21 protein-coding genes, 1 tRNA gene and 1 CRISPR repeat array are annotated in these 21,196 nt (G+C 42.4%); of the genes, 13 read left to right on the top strand and 9 right to left on the bottom strand.

Translation table 11 applies throughout. From position 1 onward, the window contains the following. Nucleotides 1-335 precede the first annotated feature (335 nt). Nucleotides 336-734: direct repeats of the CRISPR family, unit length 37 nt; unit sequence GTATCAACACCCCTCCCAGGCAGAGGCGGGTTGAAAG. Nucleotides 735-1,002: 268 nt separating this feature from the next. Beyond that, nucleotides 1,003-1,076, bottom strand: a tRNA-Val gene (locus tag RMY32_RS10770). 168 nt (nucleotides 1,077-1,244) lie between these two features. Between RMY32_RS10770 and xerC the strand changes: the two genes are divergently transcribed. From xerC to RMY32_RS10740, 6 genes are all read left to right on the top strand, one after another. Continuing rightward, nucleotides 1,245-2,231 (top strand): site-specific integrase, encoded by a 987-nt coding sequence (xerC, locus tag RMY32_RS10765; protein ID WP_322710234.1) that lies wholly within the window; start codon nucleotides 1,245-1,247, stop codon nucleotides 2,229-2,231. Nucleotides 2,232-2,563: 332 nt separating this feature from the next. Next, the gene (locus RMY32_RS10760) at nucleotides 2,564-2,749 is read left to right on the top strand and encodes a plasmid mobilization protein (protein ID WP_322710233.1); all 186 of its coding nucleotides are present in this window, start codon (nucleotides 2,564-2,566) and stop codon (nucleotides 2,747-2,749) included. 5 nt (nucleotides 2,750-2,754) lie between these two features. Beyond that, the gene (locus tag RMY32_RS10755; protein WP_322710232.1) at nucleotides 2,755-3,024 is read left to right on the top strand and encodes a hypothetical protein; all 270 of its coding nucleotides are present in this window, start codon (nucleotides 2,755-2,757) and stop codon (nucleotides 3,022-3,024) included. Between the two features lie 149 nt (nucleotides 3,025-3,173). Continuing rightward, the gene (locus RMY32_RS10750) at nucleotides 3,174-3,323 is read left to right on the top strand and encodes a plasmid mobilization protein (RefSeq protein ID WP_322710230.1); all 150 of its coding nucleotides are present in this window, start codon (nucleotides 3,174-3,176) and stop codon (nucleotides 3,321-3,323) included. A gap of 82 nt (nucleotides 3,324-3,405) precedes the next feature. After that, the gene (locus tag RMY32_RS10745) at nucleotides 3,406-5,043 is read left to right on the top strand and encodes a VapE domain-containing protein (RefSeq protein ID WP_322710229.1); all 1,638 of its coding nucleotides are present in this window, start codon (nucleotides 3,406-3,408) and stop codon (nucleotides 5,041-5,043) included. A 520-nt stretch (nucleotides 5,044-5,563) separates the two neighbouring features. Continuing rightward, nucleotides 5,564-5,848 carry a hypothetical protein gene (locus RMY32_RS10740; RefSeq protein ID WP_322710228.1) on the top strand — a complete coding sequence of 95 codons (285 nt, stop codon included), beginning with the start codon at nucleotides 5,564-5,566 and terminating at the stop codon, nucleotides 5,846-5,848. Nucleotides 5,849-6,135: 287 nt separating this feature from the next. Here RMY32_RS10740 and RMY32_RS10735 read toward each other — a convergent pair whose 3' ends face one another. After that, nucleotides 6,136-6,645: a hypothetical protein gene (locus RMY32_RS10735; RefSeq protein ID WP_322710226.1), complete on the bottom strand. Its 510-nt coding sequence runs from the start codon at nucleotides 6,643-6,645 to the stop codon at nucleotides 6,136-6,138. Nucleotides 6,646-6,685: 40 nt separating this feature from the next. Beyond that, a complete protein-coding gene (locus RMY32_RS10730; RefSeq protein WP_322710225.1) occupies nucleotides 6,686-6,823 on the bottom strand; it encodes a plasmid mobilization protein in 138 nt (45 codons plus the stop codon). Between the two features lie 149 nt (nucleotides 6,824-6,972). On the opposite strand from RMY32_RS10730, the gene RMY32_RS10725 reads away from it, so the two are divergent. Further along, nucleotides 6,973-7,125, top strand: a complete 153-nt coding sequence (locus RMY32_RS10725) for a hypothetical protein (protein ID WP_322710224.1) — start codon at nucleotides 6,973-6,975, stop codon at nucleotides 7,123-7,125. 80 nt (nucleotides 7,126-7,205) lie between these two features. Then, nucleotides 7,206-7,454 carry a hypothetical protein gene (locus tag RMY32_RS10720; RefSeq protein WP_322710223.1) on the top strand — a complete coding sequence of 83 codons (249 nt, stop codon included), beginning with the start codon at nucleotides 7,206-7,208 and terminating at the stop codon, nucleotides 7,452-7,454. Nucleotides 7,455-7,531: 77 nt separating this feature from the next. Here RMY32_RS10720 and RMY32_RS10715 read toward each other — a convergent pair whose 3' ends face one another. Next, entirely contained in the window at nucleotides 7,532-8,182 is a 651-nt protein-coding gene (locus RMY32_RS10715) for a hypothetical protein (protein ID WP_322710222.1), read from the bottom strand. A gap of 105 nt (nucleotides 8,183-8,287) precedes the next feature. Between RMY32_RS10715 and RMY32_RS10710 the strand changes: the two genes are divergently transcribed. Then, nucleotides 8,288-8,539 (top strand): hypothetical protein, encoded by a 252-nt coding sequence (locus tag RMY32_RS10710; protein ID WP_322710220.1) that lies wholly within the window; start codon nucleotides 8,288-8,290, stop codon nucleotides 8,537-8,539. Further along, complete coding sequence (locus tag RMY32_RS10705; RefSeq protein ID WP_322710219.1) at nucleotides 8,532-9,041, top strand: hypothetical protein; 510 nt, start codon at nucleotides 8,532-8,534, stop codon at nucleotides 9,039-9,041. Before RMY32_RS10710 ends, RMY32_RS10705 begins: the two co-directional genes overlap by 8 nt. A gap of 129 nt (nucleotides 9,042-9,170) precedes the next feature. Here RMY32_RS10705 and RMY32_RS10700 read toward each other — a convergent pair whose 3' ends face one another. Together RMY32_RS10700 and RMY32_RS10695 are read right to left on the bottom strand one after the other, a co-directional pair. Then, on the bottom strand, nucleotides 9,171-9,392 hold the full coding sequence (locus tag RMY32_RS10700; protein WP_322710218.1) for a hypothetical protein: 222 nt from the start codon (nucleotides 9,390-9,392) through the stop codon (nucleotides 9,171-9,173). A gap of 6 nt (nucleotides 9,393-9,398) precedes the next feature. Next, entirely contained in the window at nucleotides 9,399-10,724 is a 1,326-nt protein-coding gene (locus RMY32_RS10695) for a hypothetical protein (protein ID WP_322710216.1), read from the bottom strand. Nucleotides 10,725-10,800: 76 nt separating this feature from the next. Between RMY32_RS10695 and RMY32_RS10690 the strand changes: the two genes are divergently transcribed. Then, nucleotides 10,801-11,040, top strand: a complete 240-nt coding sequence (locus RMY32_RS10690; protein ID WP_322710215.1) for a hypothetical protein — start codon at nucleotides 10,801-10,803, stop codon at nucleotides 11,038-11,040. A gap of 429 nt (nucleotides 11,041-11,469) precedes the next feature. Here the strand turns inward: RMY32_RS10690 and RMY32_RS10685 are convergent, their stop codons facing one another. Then, nucleotides 11,470-12,090, bottom strand: a complete 621-nt coding sequence (locus tag RMY32_RS10685; RefSeq protein ID WP_322710214.1) for a hypothetical protein — start codon at nucleotides 12,088-12,090, stop codon at nucleotides 11,470-11,472. Nucleotides 12,091-12,740: 650 nt separating this feature from the next. Continuing rightward, nucleotides 12,741-17,867: a CHAT domain-containing protein gene (locus RMY32_RS10680; RefSeq protein WP_322710213.1), complete on the bottom strand. Its 5,127-nt coding sequence runs from the start codon at nucleotides 17,865-17,867 to the stop codon at nucleotides 12,741-12,743. A 442-nt stretch (nucleotides 17,868-18,309) separates the two neighbouring features. On the opposite strand from RMY32_RS10680, the gene RMY32_RS10675 reads away from it, so the two are divergent. Both RMY32_RS10675 and RMY32_RS10670 read left to right on the top strand, forming a co-directional pair. Further along, complete coding sequence (locus RMY32_RS10675; RefSeq protein WP_322710212.1) at nucleotides 18,310-20,124, top strand: ShlB/FhaC/HecB family hemolysin secretion/activation protein; 1,815 nt, start codon at nucleotides 18,310-18,312, stop codon at nucleotides 20,122-20,124. A 301-nt stretch (nucleotides 20,125-20,425) separates the two neighbouring features. Continuing rightward, nucleotides 20,426-20,680, top strand: coding sequence for a hypothetical protein (locus tag RMY32_RS10670; protein ID WP_322710211.1), 255 nt, complete (start codon nucleotides 20,426-20,428; stop codon nucleotides 20,678-20,680). A gap of 313 nt (nucleotides 20,681-20,993) precedes the next feature. Here the strand turns inward: RMY32_RS10670 and RMY32_RS10665 are convergent. After that, a partial coding sequence (locus RMY32_RS10665) for a hypothetical protein (protein WP_322710210.1) occupies nucleotides 20,994-21,196 on the bottom strand: 203 nt, incomplete at its 5' end.

Genomic DNA, 21,196 nt, shown 5'->3' with positions numbered 1-21,196 from the left:
TTCTGGCCCTGGTAGCTGCCCACCTTGATGCTGCTGTCCGTTGAGGACAGGAATAAGGTGCGCCCCCAGTAATAGAGGTGCGGGTTTACCGCAGTGGTGGCTACTGAATCACCTCCGACCAAGGAGGAATCCACCTTAATTATTTTTTGGCAAGTCGAAGGGGGGTTAATTTTCCTGGGGTTGCTGCCAAAACTTAAATCGCTTGTTCAATGAGGTTTATAGCCTTAAAGATGTCAGTTAATTTACTTTTTTAAGTATTAATTGACAGGCGATTTTGGGAGACGTGACAAAAATGCCTTCCTAACTATTGGTAAATCAATAGTTTAAAGCGCAGAGTATCAACACCCCTCCCAGGCAGAGGCGGGTTGAAAGGAACAATTTGTTCCCAATCACCGGGAATATAAGTATCAATACCCCTCCCAGGCAGAGGCGGGTTGAAAGCAATTATTGTAGCAACCATAGGTTATACCGTTGTATGAGTATCAACACCCTTCCCAGGCAGAGGCGGGTTGAAAGTCCGAAACGCACTGTGCGATCGCACAAGAAATTACTGTATCAACACCCCTCCCAGGCAGAGGCGGGTTGAAAGTTTGACTCATAAAGAAGTCAAAACCTCTGCCTGTTGGTATCAACACCCCTCCCAGGCAGAGGCGGGTTGAAAGACTATCAAGATTTAAATAGATGCCTAGAAAGTCAAGTATCAACACCCCTCCCAGGCAGAGGCGGGTTGAAAGGTGTTGATACCAGCTTACGATTTTATAACAAAAGCTTTTTAGAAATGGGTGGGTTGAAAGCGAATCCAGTTACGTCCTTGTTAGACTGGTATTGTGACTATAGCAGTTCATCTTTGATATAGAGTATCCAGACTAGCTAGTGGTCGCTAATTTGTTAAAAGTGACATTAATTTGTTAAAAGTGACATTAATCTGTTAACAGTGACAAATAATTAGTTAATGTACATGTGAACAGCGACATTCAATTTGTGAATGTACATTATCTTAAATGGACGTAACTGGATTCGAACCAGTGACCTCTACGATGTCAACGTAGCGCTCTAACCAACTGAGCTATACGTCCTTAACCCTTTTTACCTGTCCCAAGTATACCATCTGAGACACATTTGGGACAATGCGAGAGATTAAACCAATAAATCATAGTGGCTCTATCCAGCTTAAGTTTAGCTTTGGGGGTAAAAGGTATACCTTAAACCCTATACCAGGCGGGCAATATGGCGATAAAAGGGATATGGCTACGGTGCGGGCGATCGCTACCAAAATCCAAAATGATATATTAGCTGGACATTTTGACTCCAGCTTAGACCGATACAGATTGATACCTAAATCAACCCCGAATACACAACCTAAATCCTTACTGGAACTTTGGGATCTCTGGGTAGGTTCATTAGACTTGCCAGAATGCACCCTAGCTAATCATTACCGATGGACTAGGGTCATGATGGCTAAGGCTAATCCAGGGTTAACGGATACCAACTGGTTAACTAAGTCTGAGTTATCAGCCCGGACGTACAAGGATCGCCTGAGTCTTATTAGGTCTTGCTGTAAGTGGGGGCTGGCTAAGGGGCTGATAGCAACTAACCCCTATGAGAACATAAAGCTACGAAAAGCCGATTCTAAAGAGATTAAACCCTTTAGGGACTCAGAGATTAGGCAAATAATCCAAGGATTTAATGACCTATTTCCACATTACACAGCCTTTGTAATATTCTTACTGGCTACAGGGGTCAGGACTTCGGAAGCGATCGGGCTACGTTGGAGTCATTTGGATTTTCCAAAGGGAGAAATAATCATTAAAGAATCCCTACCTAAAGACCCTACTGGCAACGGCTACACAAGAATCAGAAAGGAAACTAAGACAGGTAATATAAGATATTTATCCATGTCTGCGGATCTTCAATACTTACTTGTCTCCCTTAGACCCCAGAAAGTAGAGCCAGACGGACTAGTTTTTAAAACACCTGAAGGTTGCATTATTGATGCTGATAACTTCCGATCGCGGTATTGGACGCTGGTACTTAAGCACTGCCAAATACCGTATAGGAAACCATATACTACTAGACATACGATGGGTAGTCATGCAATAGAACAAGGCATACCTGTTACAGGTGTAGCGTACCTTTTAGGTCATAAGAACAGCCGTATGGTGATAGAAACCTATGGTCACATGGTTAACCGTCCAGAGTTACCTGATATCCCTATTGGCCGAGGTAACTAGGGTAGTTGGGAATAGTCCTACTAGAGTTTTAGGGTATATCTGACTAAGTAGAGGTAACTGTAACTTTTATAAAACCTCTATTTTTAACTAAGCATTTCTCTTCAGTAGTTGTTTACCCTCTGGTTATCCTTCCAGGGGGCTTTTATTTGGGCATAGGGGTAACTGGCTTGCGCTGGCGATCGCTTCAGGTATTATCAGCCAGTCTAAAATACCAAATAACCTCAAAATCGGTTAACCCTATGTGCCAGTTTTTACTAAAAATATGCCAGTTAGCTACTGACATTAAGATTTTATAGGTTACAATAGGAGTATACTAAGAAATAAAAATAACAATGAATAACCAGAGAAGCACCCGGAAAGTTAAGTTACAAGTCTGGTTAACTGAACAAGAGCATGAACTACTACAGCAAGCCGCTACCACAACCGGACAGGGAATGTCTAGCTATGTCCGGTCTACTGTACTGAAGGCAATCAAGGTAGATTTGGGGGTATCAGTAGACAGTATTAGTAACCAATAACAACCATGAAACCTAACCGCATAATCTATGACCCTGCTTATTGGTCTTATTATGTCCTCAATGGTCGAGTTTACCGAAACTGCCAGATTGACTCTGTAACCTTTCATGGCACTCAGACTTTAACCCAGTTCTTTAAAGCTAATCAGTACCTAGTTAAGTTAGTCGATGAGGACGATAATGAATACCAAGAGATTATCAGTAGAGTTGTTACTGAATGGGGTTTAGTCGAGTACCTATCGGATATTTGGGATGAAATAAACTTTGCCAATAGATAGAGTATTATCTATGAATATCATAGGATAATCCAATGGTTATTTTAAGCCTCCTAACCCGCATCAATCCACCTTGGAGGCTAGAACCCTGATTTTACTGTAACCATTTAGAACTTGACATTCTATGAGTAAGTTCAATAAGGATTACTCAGATGATTAGAACAGCAAAGGTTAACTTCAGGGCTACTGAACAGGAAGTGGCAAAGATTAAGGAACTGGCTAATGCGGCTGGCTATTCACAATCAGAATATATCCGGTTAGCTGCTTTAGGATTCCCAGTACAACCCGTAAACACCAAATAGGGCAACCAGTTACCAGCTAGTTACCCTAAAGTTCAATATTTAGTTCAAAAATACACAGGGCTAAGGCCCAAGGATTCAAATAATGGATTACTCAAACAAAACCAACTCAAACGAAGTCGATATGTCTGATTATAGCAGCTTTAATGATACTCAGTCAAGCTTTGATAGTGATGATAAGAGCCAGGACAATAGAAAAGCAGCATTAGATTTAGTAAGGATTTATGACATCTTTGCTGTACAAGCAGGTAGTGGGGGTGATAAGTCAAGATCAGATGACCCCAAGGGTAATGGTGATGTATATAAAGCCAAGAAAGCTGCTAAGTTTTACATCCAAAGCGCGGATGAAAAAGCATTTGCATTCTGGCAAGTTTTTGAGGCTGTTTATGGAGGTATTAAAAAAGGTGAACTGGAGTTAACCCAGGATGCTTGGGCGGGTACTGTTTACTATAAAGGAAAGTCTACTACCATTGGTAAGCTAGTTGCAAAGTTAGAGCGAGTATTGGAAATACCTAGACCCAGGACATCAGAGGGTTTTTATGATAGGCAACTAGATATTTTCTTGGAAAACAGGAAGGTTAAGCCAGTTAAGAAATATCTTGATGGGTGTTTGCGCCAATATAGTAAAGAAGTAGAGGTTTTTGAAGTAGCCAGTGAAGATTATGATAATGGCTGGGAACTGGTAAAGGCAGGGACTACCACATCTTATATAGATACTAAAGTTGACCTGCTACCAGAATGGGACAGCTTAGGTAAAGTGCTATTTGGTACTGATGACCCATTAACCCAAGAGATGATTACTACATGGTTAGTTGGAGCAGTTAAGCGAGGTATTGACCCTGGCTGTTATAACAAGAGAACCATAATCCTTAAGGGTAGCCAAGATGCGGGTAAATCTGCCTTTGTTTCTAAGTTAGCTAAACATTGGGGAACTGAGTTACCATCTGGTACTTCTGAGATGGACTTTGTGCGCCAGTGCAGTAGAACTTGGATTATGGAACTAGCCGAATGCGATCGCCTGTTCAAGGGTAGAGATGCCAGCATCCTTAAGCAACAGTTATCAACCACAGTTGATAAGTATGTTCCCAAGTATAAAGAAGCCGATGAAATGGCTATTACCCCTAGAACTACTGTGTTCATAGGTACAACTAATAAATCTCAGTTCCTAGTAGATGATACAGGTAATAAAAGATTCTGGGTTATTGATCTAGCAGATAACTGGAAGTTACCCTTAGCTTGGTTAGATGAAAATGTAGACCAACTGTGGGCTACTGCTTACCATAAGTTACTTAATGGGCATCCTACCGACTTGTCAGAGGATAGCCAAGTTGCCTCAGAGGTCAGGAACCGCGAGTATATGGTTGAGGGTAGCTGGGTAGAACAGTTAGAAAGGGTACTAGATATAGCCACAAAAGAGGGTAACAGAGAGATCGCCTTTAAGGTAGTTGATATCCAGTTAGCTATGGGGACTCATGCGGATAACCAAGGGAAGAATAAGACTGCGGTTATTAATAGCCTTAAGCAGTTAGGTTATGAACAGCGATCGAAAAAGGTAGGCAGTAAGACAGAGAGAGTTTATGCCTTAAAGACTGCTGAGAGTCCCATTATGGCTAAATATGTTGGCGCTGGTGAGTGGTGCTATTGGTCAACAAAGCTAGGGGGGTGGCAGTCTAACCAGGATGTAACCATAGAAGTCAGGAAGGAAGCCAGAGGTCAAGCATAGGCCGTTATTAACTAAATAACTAACCATAGGTTACATCGGCATTAGCTGGTGTAACCTTTAAAATACTTATAGGGTAAGGCTTTGAGAGTTAGGTTACATAAAAAGGTTACATCGGGTTACATTATTTTTAGGAAAATGTAACCGCTAGGATTCATAAGGGGTATAGCTTTCAGCCATTAGGTTACATAGTTACATCTATTTTCTCTAAATAGGGGGTACAGATTACTATAGGGGTTTTGTTTGCCCAATATGATGTAACTATGTAACCTAGAGGCTATAACCTAAGCTATATAAGGATTCCAGAGGTTACATAGTAATGTAACTTTGTAGCCTAAGAATGTAACCATGTAACCTAATCAGTACCCCCTTAGCCCCCCTCTGGTATCCCTTAGATAACCACCGGGGGCTTAAGTTATCCAAGTCCTAATGGACATCCACATGGGGCGACTTAACCGGACAATACGGCTACACTAGTACTAATAATCACCTTTAAGCCCTCCGGGGCTTTTTTAATACTTATATGAAAAGGAATACTGCTTTAGGTTTACTTGCGATCGCTGGATTAGCTATTTATCACCTAAGCCCATTGATGACCCCTAAGCTGGTAGCAGTTAATGAGCCTACCATTTTCGGCATAGGTTTTCAGTATGACCAATGGGGTACAAGATACTCTGCGATCACCGATTGTAAGCGCCAAGGTTGGATAGTAAAGACTGACGGTAACACTTTACAGTACCAGGAAGCCAATGACGCGCCAAGGCTGGAAATACTGCAACAGATATGTTCAACTGAGGATTTAGATTAGGCATTAAATAAATGAGATCCCGATTTTGCTAATCACCACACAAGAAAACCCCGATAAGTATAAATACTTGCCGGGGTTTATATTGGTCATCTAGGTTAATGAGTTAGCCTTAAACTCCCGCCAGTCATTGTTTATGGTATTTCTGATTAGAGCAACCAACCCCTCGGTATCAGTACCGACCTGGGGCGCTATGGTAAATGATGGGTTATATGAGATTTGTTTAGCCCCGGCATTCCCTTTGATTTCCGGTAATGGACTGGTAACGCCTGTGGGTTGACTGTTACCGCCTAAGATGCAGAGATTTGGCTACTTATCGCATTGTAATCCGAGGTTTCCCCAGGTAGAGCCGCAGCCATTTTAGCTATTTCTATCCTGGTTTCCTGGACTAAACCCTTAGCCCTGGCAAAGTTAACGCCTAACTGGCTGCTTAAGTCCCCAGCTTGCGCTAGACCTAATGTCTGAGTTTTGGCAGCCTGACCAATCGACCCTATGCTGTTTTGTATTCCAGAGGCTACCAAGCCCAACCCGGCTGAGAACGCATTAGCCCCCAAGTTACCAAATAGACTGCTGCTAAGGATTCCCTCTTTACCGCCAATATCTTTTAAACCCTCAAACTCTTGCATATTGCTACGGAGAGATGCAAGGTTATTGGAGTTTAACCCTTTTAGATCTTTGGCGCTTAAACTAATCTTTGCTGACGCGCCAACTGACTCTATATTGCGCTTAATCTGCCCAAGCTGAGGCGATAATAAATCCTTTGCGGTCAGTGTTACAGTTACCCGGTTATCTCTAGACATTGGTCTGACCTCCTATTACCTGTATAGTGATAGGGGTTAACTAGATTCTAATAAAATCTGATACTGACAACCCGAAGCGATCGGCGTGCCATTTAAGCGCTTCTGCCTCTGCCTCAGTCATCCTGAAAGTTGTCTTAACCGCCCTCTGTTCCCCAGAGGCTAACTTATGTCTACCCATTGTTGACCTCATATAAATGTCCGACATATATATAGTCAGTCCAGGGTTACACGGGTATTTAAAAGCTAACAAAAGTCTAGTACATTTACTGCTGTAGTCATAGACTAAACTGACTACTATGGATGTATCGAGTTCAGAGAAGGGAGGAGATGAAACACATAACGGTCAGGCTGACAGATGAGGAATACCAGAGGTTACTAGAAGCCCAGTTGGTTTACAGTAACGCCCAAGGTCAGACAGTTTCTCTAAACGCCTACATAAAGTCAAAGATTCTTCCAGAGGCTACCAAGCCTGAACAGTAAACCCAAAACAAATGCCAGAGGCAGCCGTTAACTCCCCCTGGCAATCAAAACAAATCATTCAAAACTAAGGAAATCTTATCATGTTTAACTCAACTGTACAAGCGCCCATCAATGCTACCGAACAATACTATATTCCAGTAGTTGAAAAGATGTTAAACAACATCATTAAGGCTATGAGAAAGGCAGGTATTGAATGGGACAGTACAATCAATCAAATCGATGAGTTTATGAAAACTGAACCAGCCATATACTGGAACTGGCACGGTTTAACCCCCCGGAAAGGTAGAAAGACTAAGAATGTTGTTTTTGTCCTCTATGTAGTCTCTTGATACCTCTCAATAATCCATAATAAAAGCCCGGTAGGTCTTGTTAACTTACCGGGCTAAACTATGACTTACTGAAAAGCTTAGAACTGTCCGAAAAAGGATGAGAGGAGATATGCATCATCGCCAGTAACTTGAGATAAATCTGGGACTGACAACGGCTCCTTAGCTTCTCTAACTTCCCTCCGGTAAAGATTAGCATAAGCCTCAAATCTTTCAGGGGTAGAACATGCGTAGACTATTGCACTAGGATCATCTGAAAAGACGGAATCCAGAATGCTATAAATCCATTGGACATGTTCTAATGGGTCATCGCCAATAACATCTTGCACGGCTGCATAAAGCGCTTCAGCAGTTTCATAACTCTTACCATGCCATAGAAGCCCTTTGTTACCATACCGGGCGGTTGTAGACTCAACTCCAAAGTTCTCCTGAGTTAACAGAAGCGCCCCAAGTCTTAAGTATTCATTGATGGTTTTTTCCCGACCATAGACCAAGATGTATTTAGTAAGATATACCTCAGCCCGGTCAAGGTTTAGTAAACCATGTTTGATTAGTTTTTCAACCGCATCCTGTAACACATGTACTGTTTTTAGAGCCGAGTTTTTCTTAAAGTTATCAGCATCATCAATAGCCTTCTGGGCTGCCTCAGCATCTTTCTGGGCTTGCGCTGCTTTGGCAGCTATTTCTCGCGCTTGCTGTTGCAGTTGTTCCACATAACTTTTATTAGCCATTTTTATTAGTCCTTAGATTATTTACTGGATTCTTAATGTATTTAGTCAAGTCCTGAAATGCCGAAAGATGTACTTGACTGATTTATATATAAATGGGGCAATAAAATGAAGACTAAAGCATTATCATTTCGGATTGAGGAAGACACATATAACTATTTGGCTGACTTGGCGGATAAGTCAAAACAACCCATGTCAGAGGTAGTTAGAGGAATACTGGAAAATAATCAGATGACAGAGGGTACTAGACGCGCCTATGGCGAATGTTTAACCTATTTGGCATCAATAGACTCAGATGATTTTTTAGTTGCTCTGGATGCGCTTATAGAGGCGATTAAGGAGGTTAAGACCAATGGTTAGAAAGACCACTTGCCCCATCTGTGCGCTGAATGCTGAGGCTAGACAAAGCTTTGCGGCTAAGGTCAGTCTGGGGCTACCAGCAACCGCATTAGTAGATTACTTGATAACTCTGGGAGTATCTGTAACCCCTCAGCAGATTTATAGCCATAAAAAGCATAGTAAACCCCAGAAACCACATGTAAGCTACCAGGGACACCAGGTAGCCCCCCGGCTGATCACTAATGTCTCAGCCGATGGGTTAACTACCGATGACAGACAAGAAAGGCTGCTAGCGATCGCTCTAGAGGCTGTTGATTCCCTGGCCGCCCAGTTTAATGCTGATAACAATCTCAGGGTGGCCAGGATGCTTAAGGAAATGGGGGAATGGGCTAGCCAGTTAGTAAAAGACAGGATGGCCAGGGAGACTATACCAGACCCAAATATTAGTATCCAGATTCAGCTTGCCAGTCTAGAGGAAAAACTAGGGCTACCAGAAAGTAACAACACCGAGTCAAGCTACTAGAGGTATAAGTTTTATTTATCGAAAACTTTCGATCCTTAGTGAAATATTTCGATCTATGGTCAACCTACCTAGTCAAAAACCCTATGGTTTATATCACCATAAGGTTTAACCGTATATGTTCAGAAGTATTTAATCCGGGTCAACAGCTTGCCATAAGATAGTACGAGCGTTGCCGTCTGACTCTACATAATCTACTTCATAGGTATTACCGTCTTTCAAGGTAACTTCAAAGACCTCTGCGTCCATATAATCATCGTCATCTAACGGACGCACTTCTATGATATCTTCTAAAGACTGTATTTCTACTTGGGAGCCGTCAGTTAGTGTAAACGTTACGTCTAATGTTTTCATATAATATTAACCTTGACTCCCTTGCTGCTTACTATATTGTAACCTGTATTGATTAGCCTTGTCTACCTTGTCTAACCCTTCCCTGAATAGCTTTTGGGCTTCCTGATGGGTTACTTCTCCCTTAGCTACTCTACGGTTTAGTTCACCCAAAATCACGTAGGATTCCCTACGGTAGATTTCAATCCACGATCCCGGTCGAAAGGTATCAGAATGCCAACGTCTACCGGAATCACCAAACTCAGGTAATCTATAACTCCTTAACTTGAACTCGCTAGCGTCTACATCAATACCCATAGGGTGATTAGCTAGGTACATCTTTCTATTACTTATGTCATGCAGCCCTCCAGGTAGCACCACAAAGGCTCTCTGATCCTTTTCCGAAGGGGTTAATACCCAATCCTCAACCGTTCTACCTGATTTAGTCTTTTTTGTTTCCCTACTCAGGATAGCCTGTGTCCGTGCCTTAGCCTCATCTAGGGTTATTTTACCTGACTCATAATCTTTAACAACGGTATCTAAAGGTACTTTAGCCCACTGGTGGACGTGGTGCTGTTGCATCTTGCCATAACCTTTAGGAGTTAGAGTCTTGTCCACTTTGCCGTGATATGTGGGGAGCCAGTCGGGTACAGTGCTATCCTTAGTCTCTACTTTGGTCATATACTTTGCTAACCCGTCAGCTAGTTGCACTGGGGTCATAGAAGCCAGTCGGGGATTTAAAGATGGCATTCCATAAATCCGATCCCCCATGTACTCATGCATATTGGTATTCCGGTTGAGAACGACCTGTTTACCATCTACTACTACTGAGTATTCAAAATCCTTAACTTTCTTGGTCTTAAACCCGCCTTGGGCTTTAGCTAACTCTGGTTTACCATCCCAGATGGTAAGTTTGTTACCCTTGATACCCAGGTGATCAGGATTAGCCGCTAAGTACTTCCCTGTAGTCTGGGTGGCCTGCGATCGCTCATTTAGAGGCTTCCCTACCTCCTTAGCCTCCCTCTTAGCCTTAAGTACTTCCTGTAACCGTCTACGCTGATCTTGATTGAGCCTCTGGTATAACTCTAATCGTGCTTGATAGACCTGGGCTGCATTCTTGGCAGCCTTGAGGGTCATAGACTGCTTGATAATCTCGGCACGGGTTAGTGGCGATCGCTTGACTTCTCTTTCAAAACTCAGTCCCTTCTCACGAGTCTGTTTACCTCTAGTAGTACTTGATCGCCTACCTGTTGTACTTGACGCGCTTGAAGCTTCAATAAACCTTCCCCCTCTACCTCTTGGGTGTTTATGGGGATTCCAGGTATGGATTTTACCCCCACGGATTACCTTAGCCATTTAACATATCCCTCCATTTGAAGGGATTTAGTCAACTATGAGTTGACTGTTTAGTTAATAAAGTGGGGGGTTACTTATGGCTAAACTTAAACAGGCAGGTATCCGGTTTGACATGGAAACGTATAAATGGTTAGAGGGTGAGGCTGAGAAGACAGGCACGCCGATTAGTGCCCTGGTTAGGGCGGGTGTAGTCCTTCTGATGGCTGAGAAATCGCTAATAACCCAAATGAGGTCGCAGATAGAAGCCCAAGGTGTTACTTATCCGTCTATGAAGCGACCGGAGGCAGACTTAGATAGCTGGCAACCAAAGATTTAAAATGAAGTATAGGTACGGGGTATTAATAAATACTATTTAATACCGTCGTATTTGTCCTGTCTCAGATGATATTCTTGGGACAAAAGTGGGACGGTTAAGACAACTTCTGGGCAGATTAGTAAAGTAAAAAAGGGTGCGGAGTGGGTAAAGGGTAACGCTAGTTACTCGATGTCAACGTAGCGCTCTAACCAACTGAGCTATACGTCCTTAACCACACAATTATCAATAGTAGCATATACTTCTTTGATAATGCAAGATAAAAGCCAAATCAGGCGAACTTTATCACTCCCTAAGTAATCGAGTGCAGATGATGTGAAGTATTTGTTTGATTTGTAAAAAGGTTGCACCATTTGCTACTAATCAAACAAATAAGTCAAATTCTCTTTCCTTTTGCCTCCAGCAATACTGCCTGATTTTCTGCAAGCGTCTTTAAGTTTCTCGAATCCAAAATGCCAATCCTCCCCCACGAGCGCGAGTTGCTATGAAATCTTCTGTGACTAAAAAGAAGCCAAAGAAGGGTAGTTTCGCTATAGGTTGGTTGTAGAAATCTTCTGTTTGAACTTTACCACCACGGATTGCTCTGTTGTAAATAACACGACCAAACAAACTGATAATCATCTGGTTAAAGTCAAAGGCCAATAAATTTTTCTTCCCGAAATATTGCACTGGCCCCGTGAGTTTCAGTGAAACTGGGTTAAGCTCAACCTGATTAGCAATTTCGCCTCTGTCTGAATTTTGTTCCAAAGTGGCATTAAAGGAAACATGAATTGTCATGAACTTGGGTACATAGAAACCGTTGCCTAAGACAATTTTGCCGCTACCTCTGTTTTTCTTAATGCCAGTGACAAAGCAAAGTTGCCATTTACCGAGCAGAAACTCAAAAGGATAAGTCAACTTTTGTTGCTTGGCAGTTTTTTCTGCTTGTAGCAATGCCTTTACTAATATTTCAGCACTAGGGCGTATACTTTTTGGTTCTCTATACTTAACCGCAGCTTGGGATAGCACGTTAATAAAGTCAAATGTCGCTTTAGGTGTTAAATTAGCCGTCATGAAGACACTCTGGATTTAACTACTTCTTGATTTTCTGATAGATTGTAGCGTTCATCTGCAAGAAAACATATCTTTCAGCCGTAGTATCCACTAGAAGTATAGCAAGGGACTGGGGACTAGGGATTGGGGACTGGGTGAAAAGCCTTTTTGTGTCTAAATTTTATCATCTGTTAATGTCCTAACCTTTTTGGCTATTGCTATACGTCGCTTGATTTATGACCGAATGGCACGCTTGTAAAGCCCAAAAGCTTGTTTAGACTCGTTCCCAGCCTCCAGGCTGGGAATGTATTCAAAAGAGGTTCTACAGCCGTCGCCAGTAGTGTTAGGACATCAACATACGATCGAACCTAGACACAAAAAGACTTTTCACCCAGTCTCCAGTCCCCAGTCCCCAGTCCCCAGTCCCCAGCTATACCTCTTGTCAAGCTATAGAGGCGGAGCCTCCCAGAATGAGTTCCCAGCCTGGAGGCTGGGAACCAGTCAGGATAAGGGCTGTATCTTAACTTAGTGCCATTCATTTATGACCAAAGACAAAAAGGATACAAGCTCCTAAATTCATTTATGGGGATTGTAATTTTGAATGCGTGAATTTTGAATTCCCCGTTCGCGTAGCGTCCCGTAGGGAAGGGGTTGACTCTATATTCTTATCTTCACCAAGGATTACCAACCATTGTAAATCCAGCCCAATAATAAGGATGCATAAGTGATTCATCAGCACTGTCAGCAGGTAAAGGCAAATTTCCAACTCCTCCTAAACCTTGCACTTGTCCATCCTTGACATAAATTTGCCCTTTGAGCATAGCTACCTGAGCCTGTTTGAGAGCTTCTGCCTTAATTGGAGTTGTCTTTAAGTTCTCATAAAATTTTGTCATCAACGCCGCTGTGCCAGCATCATTAACCGACCAAAGACTAGCAACACTAGTTTTCACACCTGCCAGCACTGCTAAACCTGCAAATCCCAGTTCGGATTCTTCATCTCCTAAAGCTGTTCTACAAGCACTCAGCACGAGCATTTCAACTTCAGGTTCATTCAAGCGCAACTGTCGTAATTGATTCAAGCGTAACTTGTCTTCCCACAGTTGAATATAGGAATTATTCAAAGCACCCCTAGCAAAATCGGCATGAGTTGCCATGTGAATAATTCCAAAAGGTTGTTGGCGGCGGATAGTTTTAAGATTTTCTAAGGTGGCTTGCTTATCTAACAATAATTTGCCTTGCCAAAGTTTAGATACTAATGTTGATAACTCAAGAGGGACTGCTGGTAAAGGCTCTTGTCCCTGAGTACTCTGAGAAATCCCCAGCGCTAAAATTTGAGATTTTTTAATCTCTTTATAGAGGGTATTAGTCAAACTAAGACTAGGCATTAAGCCAATACTATATTTTTCTACTAGAAATCCCTTACCATCGTGAAGTGCTGCCATTGGAGTTGAACGTAACCCAATATCTGGTAAAAAGACCAGATTGTTGATTTCTCTCGCTTGTAAATCTGGCTCTAGTGGTGCAATAATCCAGCGATAAAGTTGTTGAGATGAACGCAAATAACCGGTGCGACGACGGTTTTGGGGACTAACGATTTGGTCGCGAAATTCTTGAGCTACTTGCAGAACTTTGGTTTTTGTTGTTTCTGGGATACGCTTGCGGATAGGATCGCCTTTTCCGGTTACTACTACAACTTCTAGTTGATCGCTATCTTTTTCTGCTACGGTATTTAACTGTTTTGTAAATTTTTGAGCTTTGCCTAAATTTACTTCTGGTTGAATTTCCACAGGGACAAAACTGATGTAGATAAATGCAGGTTTAATACCAGTAGCTTCTTCAATTTTACGAGCAATTTTTTTGGCATCATCTAGGGTTTTGATTTTAGGGCTGGGTATGCCTAAATGGTCGGCAAAATCATCTGTGAAATTGTCTTCGGGAGTGGGGTCGGGATTAAGAACGGGGTTATCAATCTGAGGATTATTGGTGACAGGGTTATTCGGTTTACTTGGTAGATTGCATTGGAATGTGCAGGGGTTAGTATTTGGAGTTTCAGGATTTGGAGTTTCCGGATTTGGAGTTTCCGGATTGGGAGTTTCCGGATTGGGAGTTTCAGGATTTGGAGTTTCCGGATTAGGTGTCTCAGGATTGGGAGTTTCAGGATTGGGAGTAGGAGTTTGACTGACGTTAATTCCTATCTGTACAGGTGCAGAAGAGGAAACGCCGTCATTTGCACTAATTACAAAGGCATTTAGCGATCCATTTGTATCTGCTGGAGGTGTGTATACCAAAGTATCGCCGCTAGATAAGGTTGTAACACCAGGGATGACGGGAACGCCATTGACAGTGATATTTCCCGTATTCACGACATCGATCTTGATGGAGGTGATGTCATTATTAACATCGCTGACCAGTGGAGCCAAACTAGAGAATGTTAAGGTAACAGGTTGATTGGTCTGGGTATCGGGTAGCAATGAGTTTGCTGTTAATGTCGGCGGTGTGTTGACAGATGTAATGGTGATGCCGGCTGGTGTACCGCTAGCATCTCCACCATTTGGCAAAACTGGAAAGTTATTAACGATTATTGAATTGTCACCTGTATTAATTGACCCTGCTGTACCATTGACACTTGCATCACCGACAATAAAATCTACATTGTTTGGGCCACCATCATGGCGAATGTTAACAGTACCTCCTGCTGAAGGTTGAACGTTAGTACCTCCTTCGCCAGTAAAAAATCCACCAGTTGCGATCGCTTCACCGGTTCCAATTCCTTGAATCAGTCCGTTGGTTAGCACTTGCACATTGCCACCTTGAACTGTGTTTCCATCCACAAAATCGTCTGCGATCGCCTGGGTGTTGATGTTGGTAAAACGAATATTGCTACCAGATGTATTGGTAGTCTGTAAGGTAACGTTGCCAGATGTCAGGTTTCCAGTTCCATCGACTCCGATCGCACTTGCTGAGGCGTTAATGGCATCATTCACGGTGATATTATCTCTGCTAGTTAAACTAATCGCGCCAGCTGTGCCGATAAAATCGCCACCTCCTTCCTTAACTACAGACGAGTTAATTGCCTCTGTGGTAATACTGCCGCCTGTGGTTGTTGCGACTACATCGCCAGCCTGACCTGAGCTATCAGCATCATTTGAAAAAGCATCAATCCTACCTGTGAGAATATTGCCTGCGGCAGTCAAACTGACTGTTCCAGCAGTATTAATAGTATTAAACCCTTCAGTGTTGCTAGTATCGAGATTATTTAGAGTAATCCCACCACCGCTACTTGCGACTGTAATATTACCTGCCAAGTAGCCTTGGCCACTGGCGATAATGTTGCCCGCAACGATGTCGCCAGTCGCAGACAAGTTGACATTGCCACTATTGTCAGAATCAGTAGTTGTATTAAGATTGCCCAGTGATAAACTAGCTCCAGAAATGTTAATCGCTCCCCCAGTTGTCTGGATGGTGTTGGTGGGATTGACAAAGTTTACAGAACCAGTTTGTGAGGAGAGGCTGAAGCTACCGCCAGCACCCAAGTTTAATGTAGCGATACCAGGAGTAGTCACTAAAGGCGTAGCTCCGGTGATGTCATCGATGGTAATGTTGCCTGTAGCTTGTAAGTTGATATTTGCACCTGAAGCTGCGATCGCACCCCAAGAAACAGTGTTAGCCCCAATATCTGCATCGCCAAAGGCAATATTGCCTGCTGTAGCATCAAAATCACCTGTCCCTGCTGCACCATCGATAATGGTCAATGTGCTGGGGTCTAGTAATAAAGTGCCAAAGTTGCCATTGACGGCTGAAGTATCTACCAAACCGTTGAAGGTCAAGAAATTTTTGCCTGATACTTCTACAAAACCACCATTGCCAAAATTTGCTCCTCCACGAGCCGAAATTTTTCCAAAAAACTGGGTTGTGTCGTTACCCCAAACAATTATCCGTCCGCCATTTCCATTCAAGTTACTATCAGCATTAATGACGGATTTTGAGTTAACATAAGTCCCATCTGCGTTGGGTAAAGTCCCCTTACCTTGATAATCGCCACCAATTAGCACAGTACCGCCGCCATTATTTCCAGAGGCGTTAATATTGGCATTAATCACTGCAACTTTTTTACCCAAAGCAGTTATAGTACCGCCTGTTTGACTCGCTGCATTCACTGTTCCAGAAACAATCGTCGTACCTGGAGTTGTGGGAATTGTCACATTAGAGTTTGTTAATTTTACAGTTCCATCAGGATTGGCAGTTAACCCTGTGTTACCAACTGTCAGCAGTTCGGGTATTGAGGCGATGGGAATTGTCCAGTTGTTGGGTTGAGTGCTACTAGAGGCGAGGGGCTGAATTTCTAGACTTAGCAGATTTCCTGGCTGACTGAGACGCACCCAATTTTGTCCTGGTACTGATGTAACGTTAATTTGCCCTCCCGGTGCTGAAAGTTGCCCGGTGTTGACTACAGTACCGCCGAATAAATTCAAATTTTGCCCAGCACCGACTACCAAATTTCCAGCATTGGCGATCGCTCCTGGCTGGTTCATACTAAAGGCAAATCCGTTGGGGTTTCCAACTAAATTTATGTAGTCATTAACACCGATAGCGTTAAACCAACTGCTGCCAAAACCGATGCCGTTGGCTGTTGTCACTGTAAAAGCACCAGGCACATTTAAACTGGCGTTTGCTCCAAAAATAAATCCGGCTGGATTCATCAAGAAAAGGTTAGCATTGCCACCTGTCACCTGAATTAAACCATTGATAACCGAGGCATTCCCGCCTGTAATTCGACCAAGGATATTTTGCAGCGCCGGACTAGCTTGAAAGTTGGCAATTTGTTCTGGTGAAATTCCAAACTGTTGAAAGCTGTGAAAGAGGTTTGCAGCATCTCTTGAAGTTGTGCCGCCAGTGATATCAAGTCGATTGCCGTTGGGAGTCACAATTGTGTTTGTCCCATCGTTAGCAGGAACTATTTGTTGTGCTTGGGCTAATTTGGGATTTACCAACGAGGCAATAACTAAGCCTGAAGCGGCGATATTAGACAGTAAAGATTTTTTGCAGCGTAATCTGAAGCGACTTGTGGGCAATTCTACATCGATTTGTAACTTGTCTGCTAATCCGCGCCGCCAAAGTGCTTGAGCGATCGCCTTCTGCGACCAGAGTATTTGTTCTTTTTGTCTAGTAACAGAGATGCTTTGAGAATGATTTCGGTAGAAATAAAGTGGCTCTTTGACTCGGCGCACTTGGGCTACTTCTGAAAGTCGCAGACATAAGTCATAATCATAGGCACTACAAGAGAACAATTCGTTAACACCTCCCACTCGGTCATAAACCGATCGCCGCATCAAGCGGAAGTGGAAAGTCATGAAATCTACCAACAAACCTGATTGAGAGTAAGGAATGTTACAGCGATGACCATAACCGATGACTTTGCCGTTTGGATCGATATTTAAGTAGTCAGTGTAAACAAATCCCGTATCTGGATGGCGATTGAGGACTGTAGCGGTTTGAGCAAGAGCTGTGGGGGCAAGGATATCATCATTGTCTAATATACCGATGTAAGTGCCGCTAGTTTGGGCGATCGCTGCCTTACAAGCCGCAGCAACTCCTTGGTTGTCTGCCTCCACCACCCGCACTCGCCCATCTTTTTGAGCATAAGCGCGAGCGATCGCTACCGATCCATCTGTAGAGCCATTATTCCAAATTAGTAGCTCAAAGTTTTGCCATGTCTGCGCTAAGACGCTAGCGATCGCTTCTTGAAGGTAAGACTCCCGATTGTAATTGACGATGACAATGGAAATCAGTGGTGACATCGAAGTTTTCCCAAGTTTTCTACCTGTTACCACAATATAATGCTAGGGACTATCACTTAGAATAAATCGCTGTTAATTATAGTTTTAGTTACAAATCTTTTGAAATTTGAATATCAAAAATATGATATTGAAATACTCATAAGAGAAGGCAGGAGGCAGAGGGCAGGAGGTAGAAGGAAAAGAAGTATGATTGATTGATTATTTTATTTATGGGTATAAAACCGAGTTTCAAAACAAGAATTGTATTGAAACGTGTAGCACAAGAGCTAAAGCCTTCACAGCCTAAGTCCCACATTTTAAACATAGGTTACTCTATCTCCTGCCCCCCTATCTCCTGCCTCCTGCCTCCTGCCTCCTGCCCCATGCCTTCTGCCCCCTGCCATAGCATACTCCAAAATCAAAATCAGCCCAGTCGTTAAATAAGGCACTCCACTGAAGAGAAATGAGAAAAGAAATAGAAACTGGTGTTCAGCCTAGAGCAACGACTCAGCAAAAAATTGTCTATTTATCTCATCAGTTAGAGAATTGGCAAAGTTTGGCAATTACTAAATGCAGTCAGCACAGTTTCAGCTTTCGGTGCGGCTTGCTAATTCTGCCTGCGGTTTGGATTGTAACTGCAAATGGACTGAGAGCTAGAGCTAATATTTTTACACCGGACTCGATTCCAAATAGCAGTCAGTCAGAGTTTCAAATAGTACAGTCAACAGAACCAACTCCAGCAACTAACCCACAATCAGAAACACCACAACGGATTCGGGTTCGGAAAATTCAGGTTGTAGGTAGCACAGTTTTTCAGGAAAATGATTTTAATTCAGTAGTGAAACCGTTTGAAGGACGGGACTTAACTTTAGAAGAAATCAGACAAGCCGCCGATGCTGTTACCCAGCTTTACCTAAATAAAGGCTATATAAATTCCAGAGCAATTCCAGATACTCAACAATCTAGTACCGCAGATGGTGTTGTGGTAATTCAAGTGTTGGAAGGGCGTTTGACAGAGATTGACATCCAAGGGACGCGGCGATTAAACCCATCTTATATTCGTAGTCGCATCCAACTAGGTGCTGGTATTCCTCTAAATACTGGTAAGCTCGAAGAACAGTTGAAATTGTTGCGACTCGATCCCTTATTTACCAATGTGGAAGCGAGTTTGCGTCCAACGGGTAAGGTTGGTCAAAGTATTCTCGTTGTCAGAGTTGAAGAGGCAAAAACTTTAATTGGTAGTTTGGGTGTAGATAATTATTCGCCTCCCAGTATTGGCGCGGAAAGATTGGGTGTTGACTTGCGATCGCGCAATTTAACCGGTATGGGAGATGAATTAGCTGGCTCATATTACCATACACTCTCTGGTGGTTCCGATGTTTTTGATTTTAGTTATCAGGTTCCCGTGAACGCCATGAATGGCAAAGTGCAGATTCGAGCGGCATTTAATCGCAACGAAATTACTGAGCCGCCCTTTGATGCCTTTGACATTCGGGCCAACCAGGATCTTTATGAAATCAATTATCGTCAACCATTGATTCGATCGCCTAAAGAAGAATTTGCCTTATCTTTAGGATTTACCTATCAAGATGGTCAAACCTTCCTGTTTGATAACCTCGCAACCCCCTTTGGCATTGGGCCTGATGCCAATGGCGTTAGTCGCACCAGTGTAATGAAATTTGCTCAAGATTATATCAGGCGCGAACCAAAAGGAGCTTGGTTTTTGCGATCGCAATTTAATTTTGGCGTTGATATATTAAACGCAACTATCAACAATGACCCCATACCCGATGGTCGCTTTTTCAGTTGGTTAGGTCAAATACAGCGCGTGCAGCAACTCAGTAACGATCATTTATTGCTCATCCAAGCAGACTTGCAGCTTACACCAGATAGCCTTTTACCTTCCCAGCAATTTGTGATTGGCGGCGGACAATCGGTAAGGGGATATCGCCAAAATATCCGTTCTGGGGATAATGGATTTCGGGTAGCGATCGAAGATCGGTTTACGGTACAGCGTAATGAATCTGGATTATCCACAATTCAACTTGCGCCATTTGTGGATATGGGAGCTGTCTGGAATCAGTCTAATAACCCCAATTCGCTACCCAATCAAACTTTTTTAGTAGGCGCAGGCTTAGGATTAATATGGAATCAGGCAATGGGAATTGATAATCTCTTTTTGCGCCTCGATTATGGATTTCCATTTATCGATCTGAGCGATCGCGGTAATAACGCTCAGGATGATGGCTTTTACTTTAGCCTTCGCTATCAACCCTAGATAAAGACTATGGTAATCATAACTAATTCTGCGGGCATGATATTATTTGAGCCGTATTTGAGCAAGTCGAGTTTAATCAGCAAAATGCTATGAAATGCTATTTCACTTACTCCTTTTGGTAGAGAAGGTACTGATTTCAGTATTTTCCACAGTTAATTACTTGTTCTTCTGCTTTATCCTAATATTGAACTAAAAAATTAACTTCTTTCTTCAGGAATTTGAATTTTATCCTGTGTATATACACAAAGGGAAAAGTTTTAGTTTATAAATTTAAGCAGGAAAGAATTATAAAAGAAAAGTTATGACACAATCTAACTCGCAAGACAAAAACAGCTTTCTTTACCCTCGTAGCCGGTATTATGGAAAATTTCAGCCAGAGAATTTGGTGTTTAATGCCAACCTCCAAGAATTCTCTCAAAAAATTAGTTACATCACTTCCCTAGAAACAGGGGGGAAATTGTCTCAGGAAGAGGCTTATCAGCAAATTAAGTCACTTTGGAAAGAGTTGAAACATAGCAAAAAACAATTGTCCATTGGCGGAAATCAAGAAATTTAAACTAAGAAGGAGGTATTGGTAATTTTTTTATATCTAGTGCAAAAATACTTGAGCCGCCCAGAAATTGATTTTAGGGCGGTTTTTTGGCTTTTGCAAGAAGTATCTTTTTCGTAATGTTAATTCTAGTTGTTACAGGTAATACCAGTTTTGTTTTGTTATGTTAATTTTAGTTGTTACAGGTAATACTAATTCTGTATAAAGATGCCCCAAATTATATAAAGAACGAACCAGCATAGACGCAAAGCCAATACGGTTCGGTTAAAGTTTTTTGATGAAAATTCTCGATCGCTGTACACACAAGTACTTTCGTCCGCTATGCAAGAGGTCTATTGTAGAGACGGCAATTTTGCGTGTCTGTGTTTACAAAAGTATCTCTTACAGCAGTTTTCTTTTGCATGAGGTACAAATTCACTGGTTTTGAGGCAGGAGGCAGAAGGCAGGAGGCAAGAGGGAGAAGAATAATTTGATTTGCGAATCCTTGGTTCTGTACCTCATTTAGTTGCAAAGTGCTGTAAA

This window comes from Nostoc sp. ChiSLP03a, from assembly GCF_034531215.2.
In the GTDB taxonomy this organism is placed as follows: Bacteria; Cyanobacteriota; Cyanobacteriia; order Cyanobacteriales; family Nostocaceae; genus Nostoc.
Note: the sequence above shows the minus strand (reverse complement) of the source record. Positions and strands in the feature narration are given on the sequence as shown.

Coding starts and splice junctions, on each gene's coding strand:
- RMY32_RS10675 (WP_322710212.1), top strand. CDS start 18,310: ATGAGAAAAGAAATAGAAACTGGTGTTCAGCCTAGAGCAACGACTCAG.
- RMY32_RS10745 (WP_322710229.1), top strand. CDS start 3,406: ATGGATTACTCAAACAAAACCAACTCAAACGAAGTCGATATGTCTGAT.
- RMY32_RS10710 (WP_322710220.1), top strand. CDS start 8,288: ATGAAGACTAAAGCATTATCATTTCGGATTGAGGAAGACACATATAAC.
- RMY32_RS10695 (WP_322710216.1), bottom strand. CDS start 10,724: ATGGCTAAGGTAATCCGTGGGGGTAAAATCCATACCTGGAATCCCCAT.
- RMY32_RS10735 (WP_322710226.1), bottom strand. CDS start 6,645: ATGTCTAGAGATAACCGGGTAACTGTAACACTGACCGCAAAGGATTTA.
- RMY32_RS10705 (WP_322710219.1), top strand. CDS start 8,532: ATGGTTAGAAAGACCACTTGCCCCATCTGTGCGCTGAATGCTGAGGCT.
- RMY32_RS10750 (WP_322710230.1), top strand. CDS start 3,174: ATGATTAGAACAGCAAAGGTTAACTTCAGGGCTACTGAACAGGAAGTG.
- RMY32_RS10690 (WP_322710215.1), top strand. CDS start 10,801: ATGGCTAAACTTAAACAGGCAGGTATCCGGTTTGACATGGAAACGTAT.
- RMY32_RS10680 (WP_322710213.1), bottom strand. CDS start 17,867: ATGTCACCACTGATTTCCATTGTCATCGTCAATTACAATCGGGAGTCT.
- RMY32_RS10730 (WP_322710225.1), bottom strand. CDS start 6,823: ATGGGTAGACATAAGTTAGCCTCTGGGGAACAGAGGGCGGTTAAGACA.
- RMY32_RS10670 (WP_322710211.1), top strand. CDS start 20,426: ATGACACAATCTAACTCGCAAGACAAAAACAGCTTTCTTTACCCTCGT.
- xerC (WP_322710234.1), top strand. CDS start 1,245: ATGGCTACGGTGCGGGCGATCGCTACCAAAATCCAAAATGATATATTA.
- RMY32_RS10720 (WP_322710223.1), top strand. CDS start 7,206: ATGTTTAACTCAACTGTACAAGCGCCCATCAATGCTACCGAACAATAC.
- RMY32_RS10725 (WP_322710224.1), top strand. CDS start 6,973: ATGAAACACATAACGGTCAGGCTGACAGATGAGGAATACCAGAGGTTA.
- RMY32_RS10715 (WP_322710222.1), bottom strand. CDS start 8,182: ATGGCTAATAAAAGTTATGTGGAACAACTGCAACAGCAAGCGCGAGAA.
- RMY32_RS10755 (WP_322710232.1), top strand. CDS start 2,755: ATGAAACCTAACCGCATAATCTATGACCCTGCTTATTGGTCTTATTAT.
- RMY32_RS10760 (WP_322710233.1), top strand. CDS start 2,564: ATGAATAACCAGAGAAGCACCCGGAAAGTTAAGTTACAAGTCTGGTTA.
- RMY32_RS10740 (WP_322710228.1), top strand. CDS start 5,564: ATGAAAAGGAATACTGCTTTAGGTTTACTTGCGATCGCTGGATTAGCT.
- RMY32_RS10700 (WP_322710218.1), bottom strand. CDS start 9,392: ATGAAAACATTAGACGTAACGTTTACACTAACTGACGGCTCCCAAGTA.
- RMY32_RS10685 (WP_322710214.1), bottom strand. CDS start 12,090: ATGACGGCTAATTTAACACCTAAAGCGACATTTGACTTTATTAACGTG.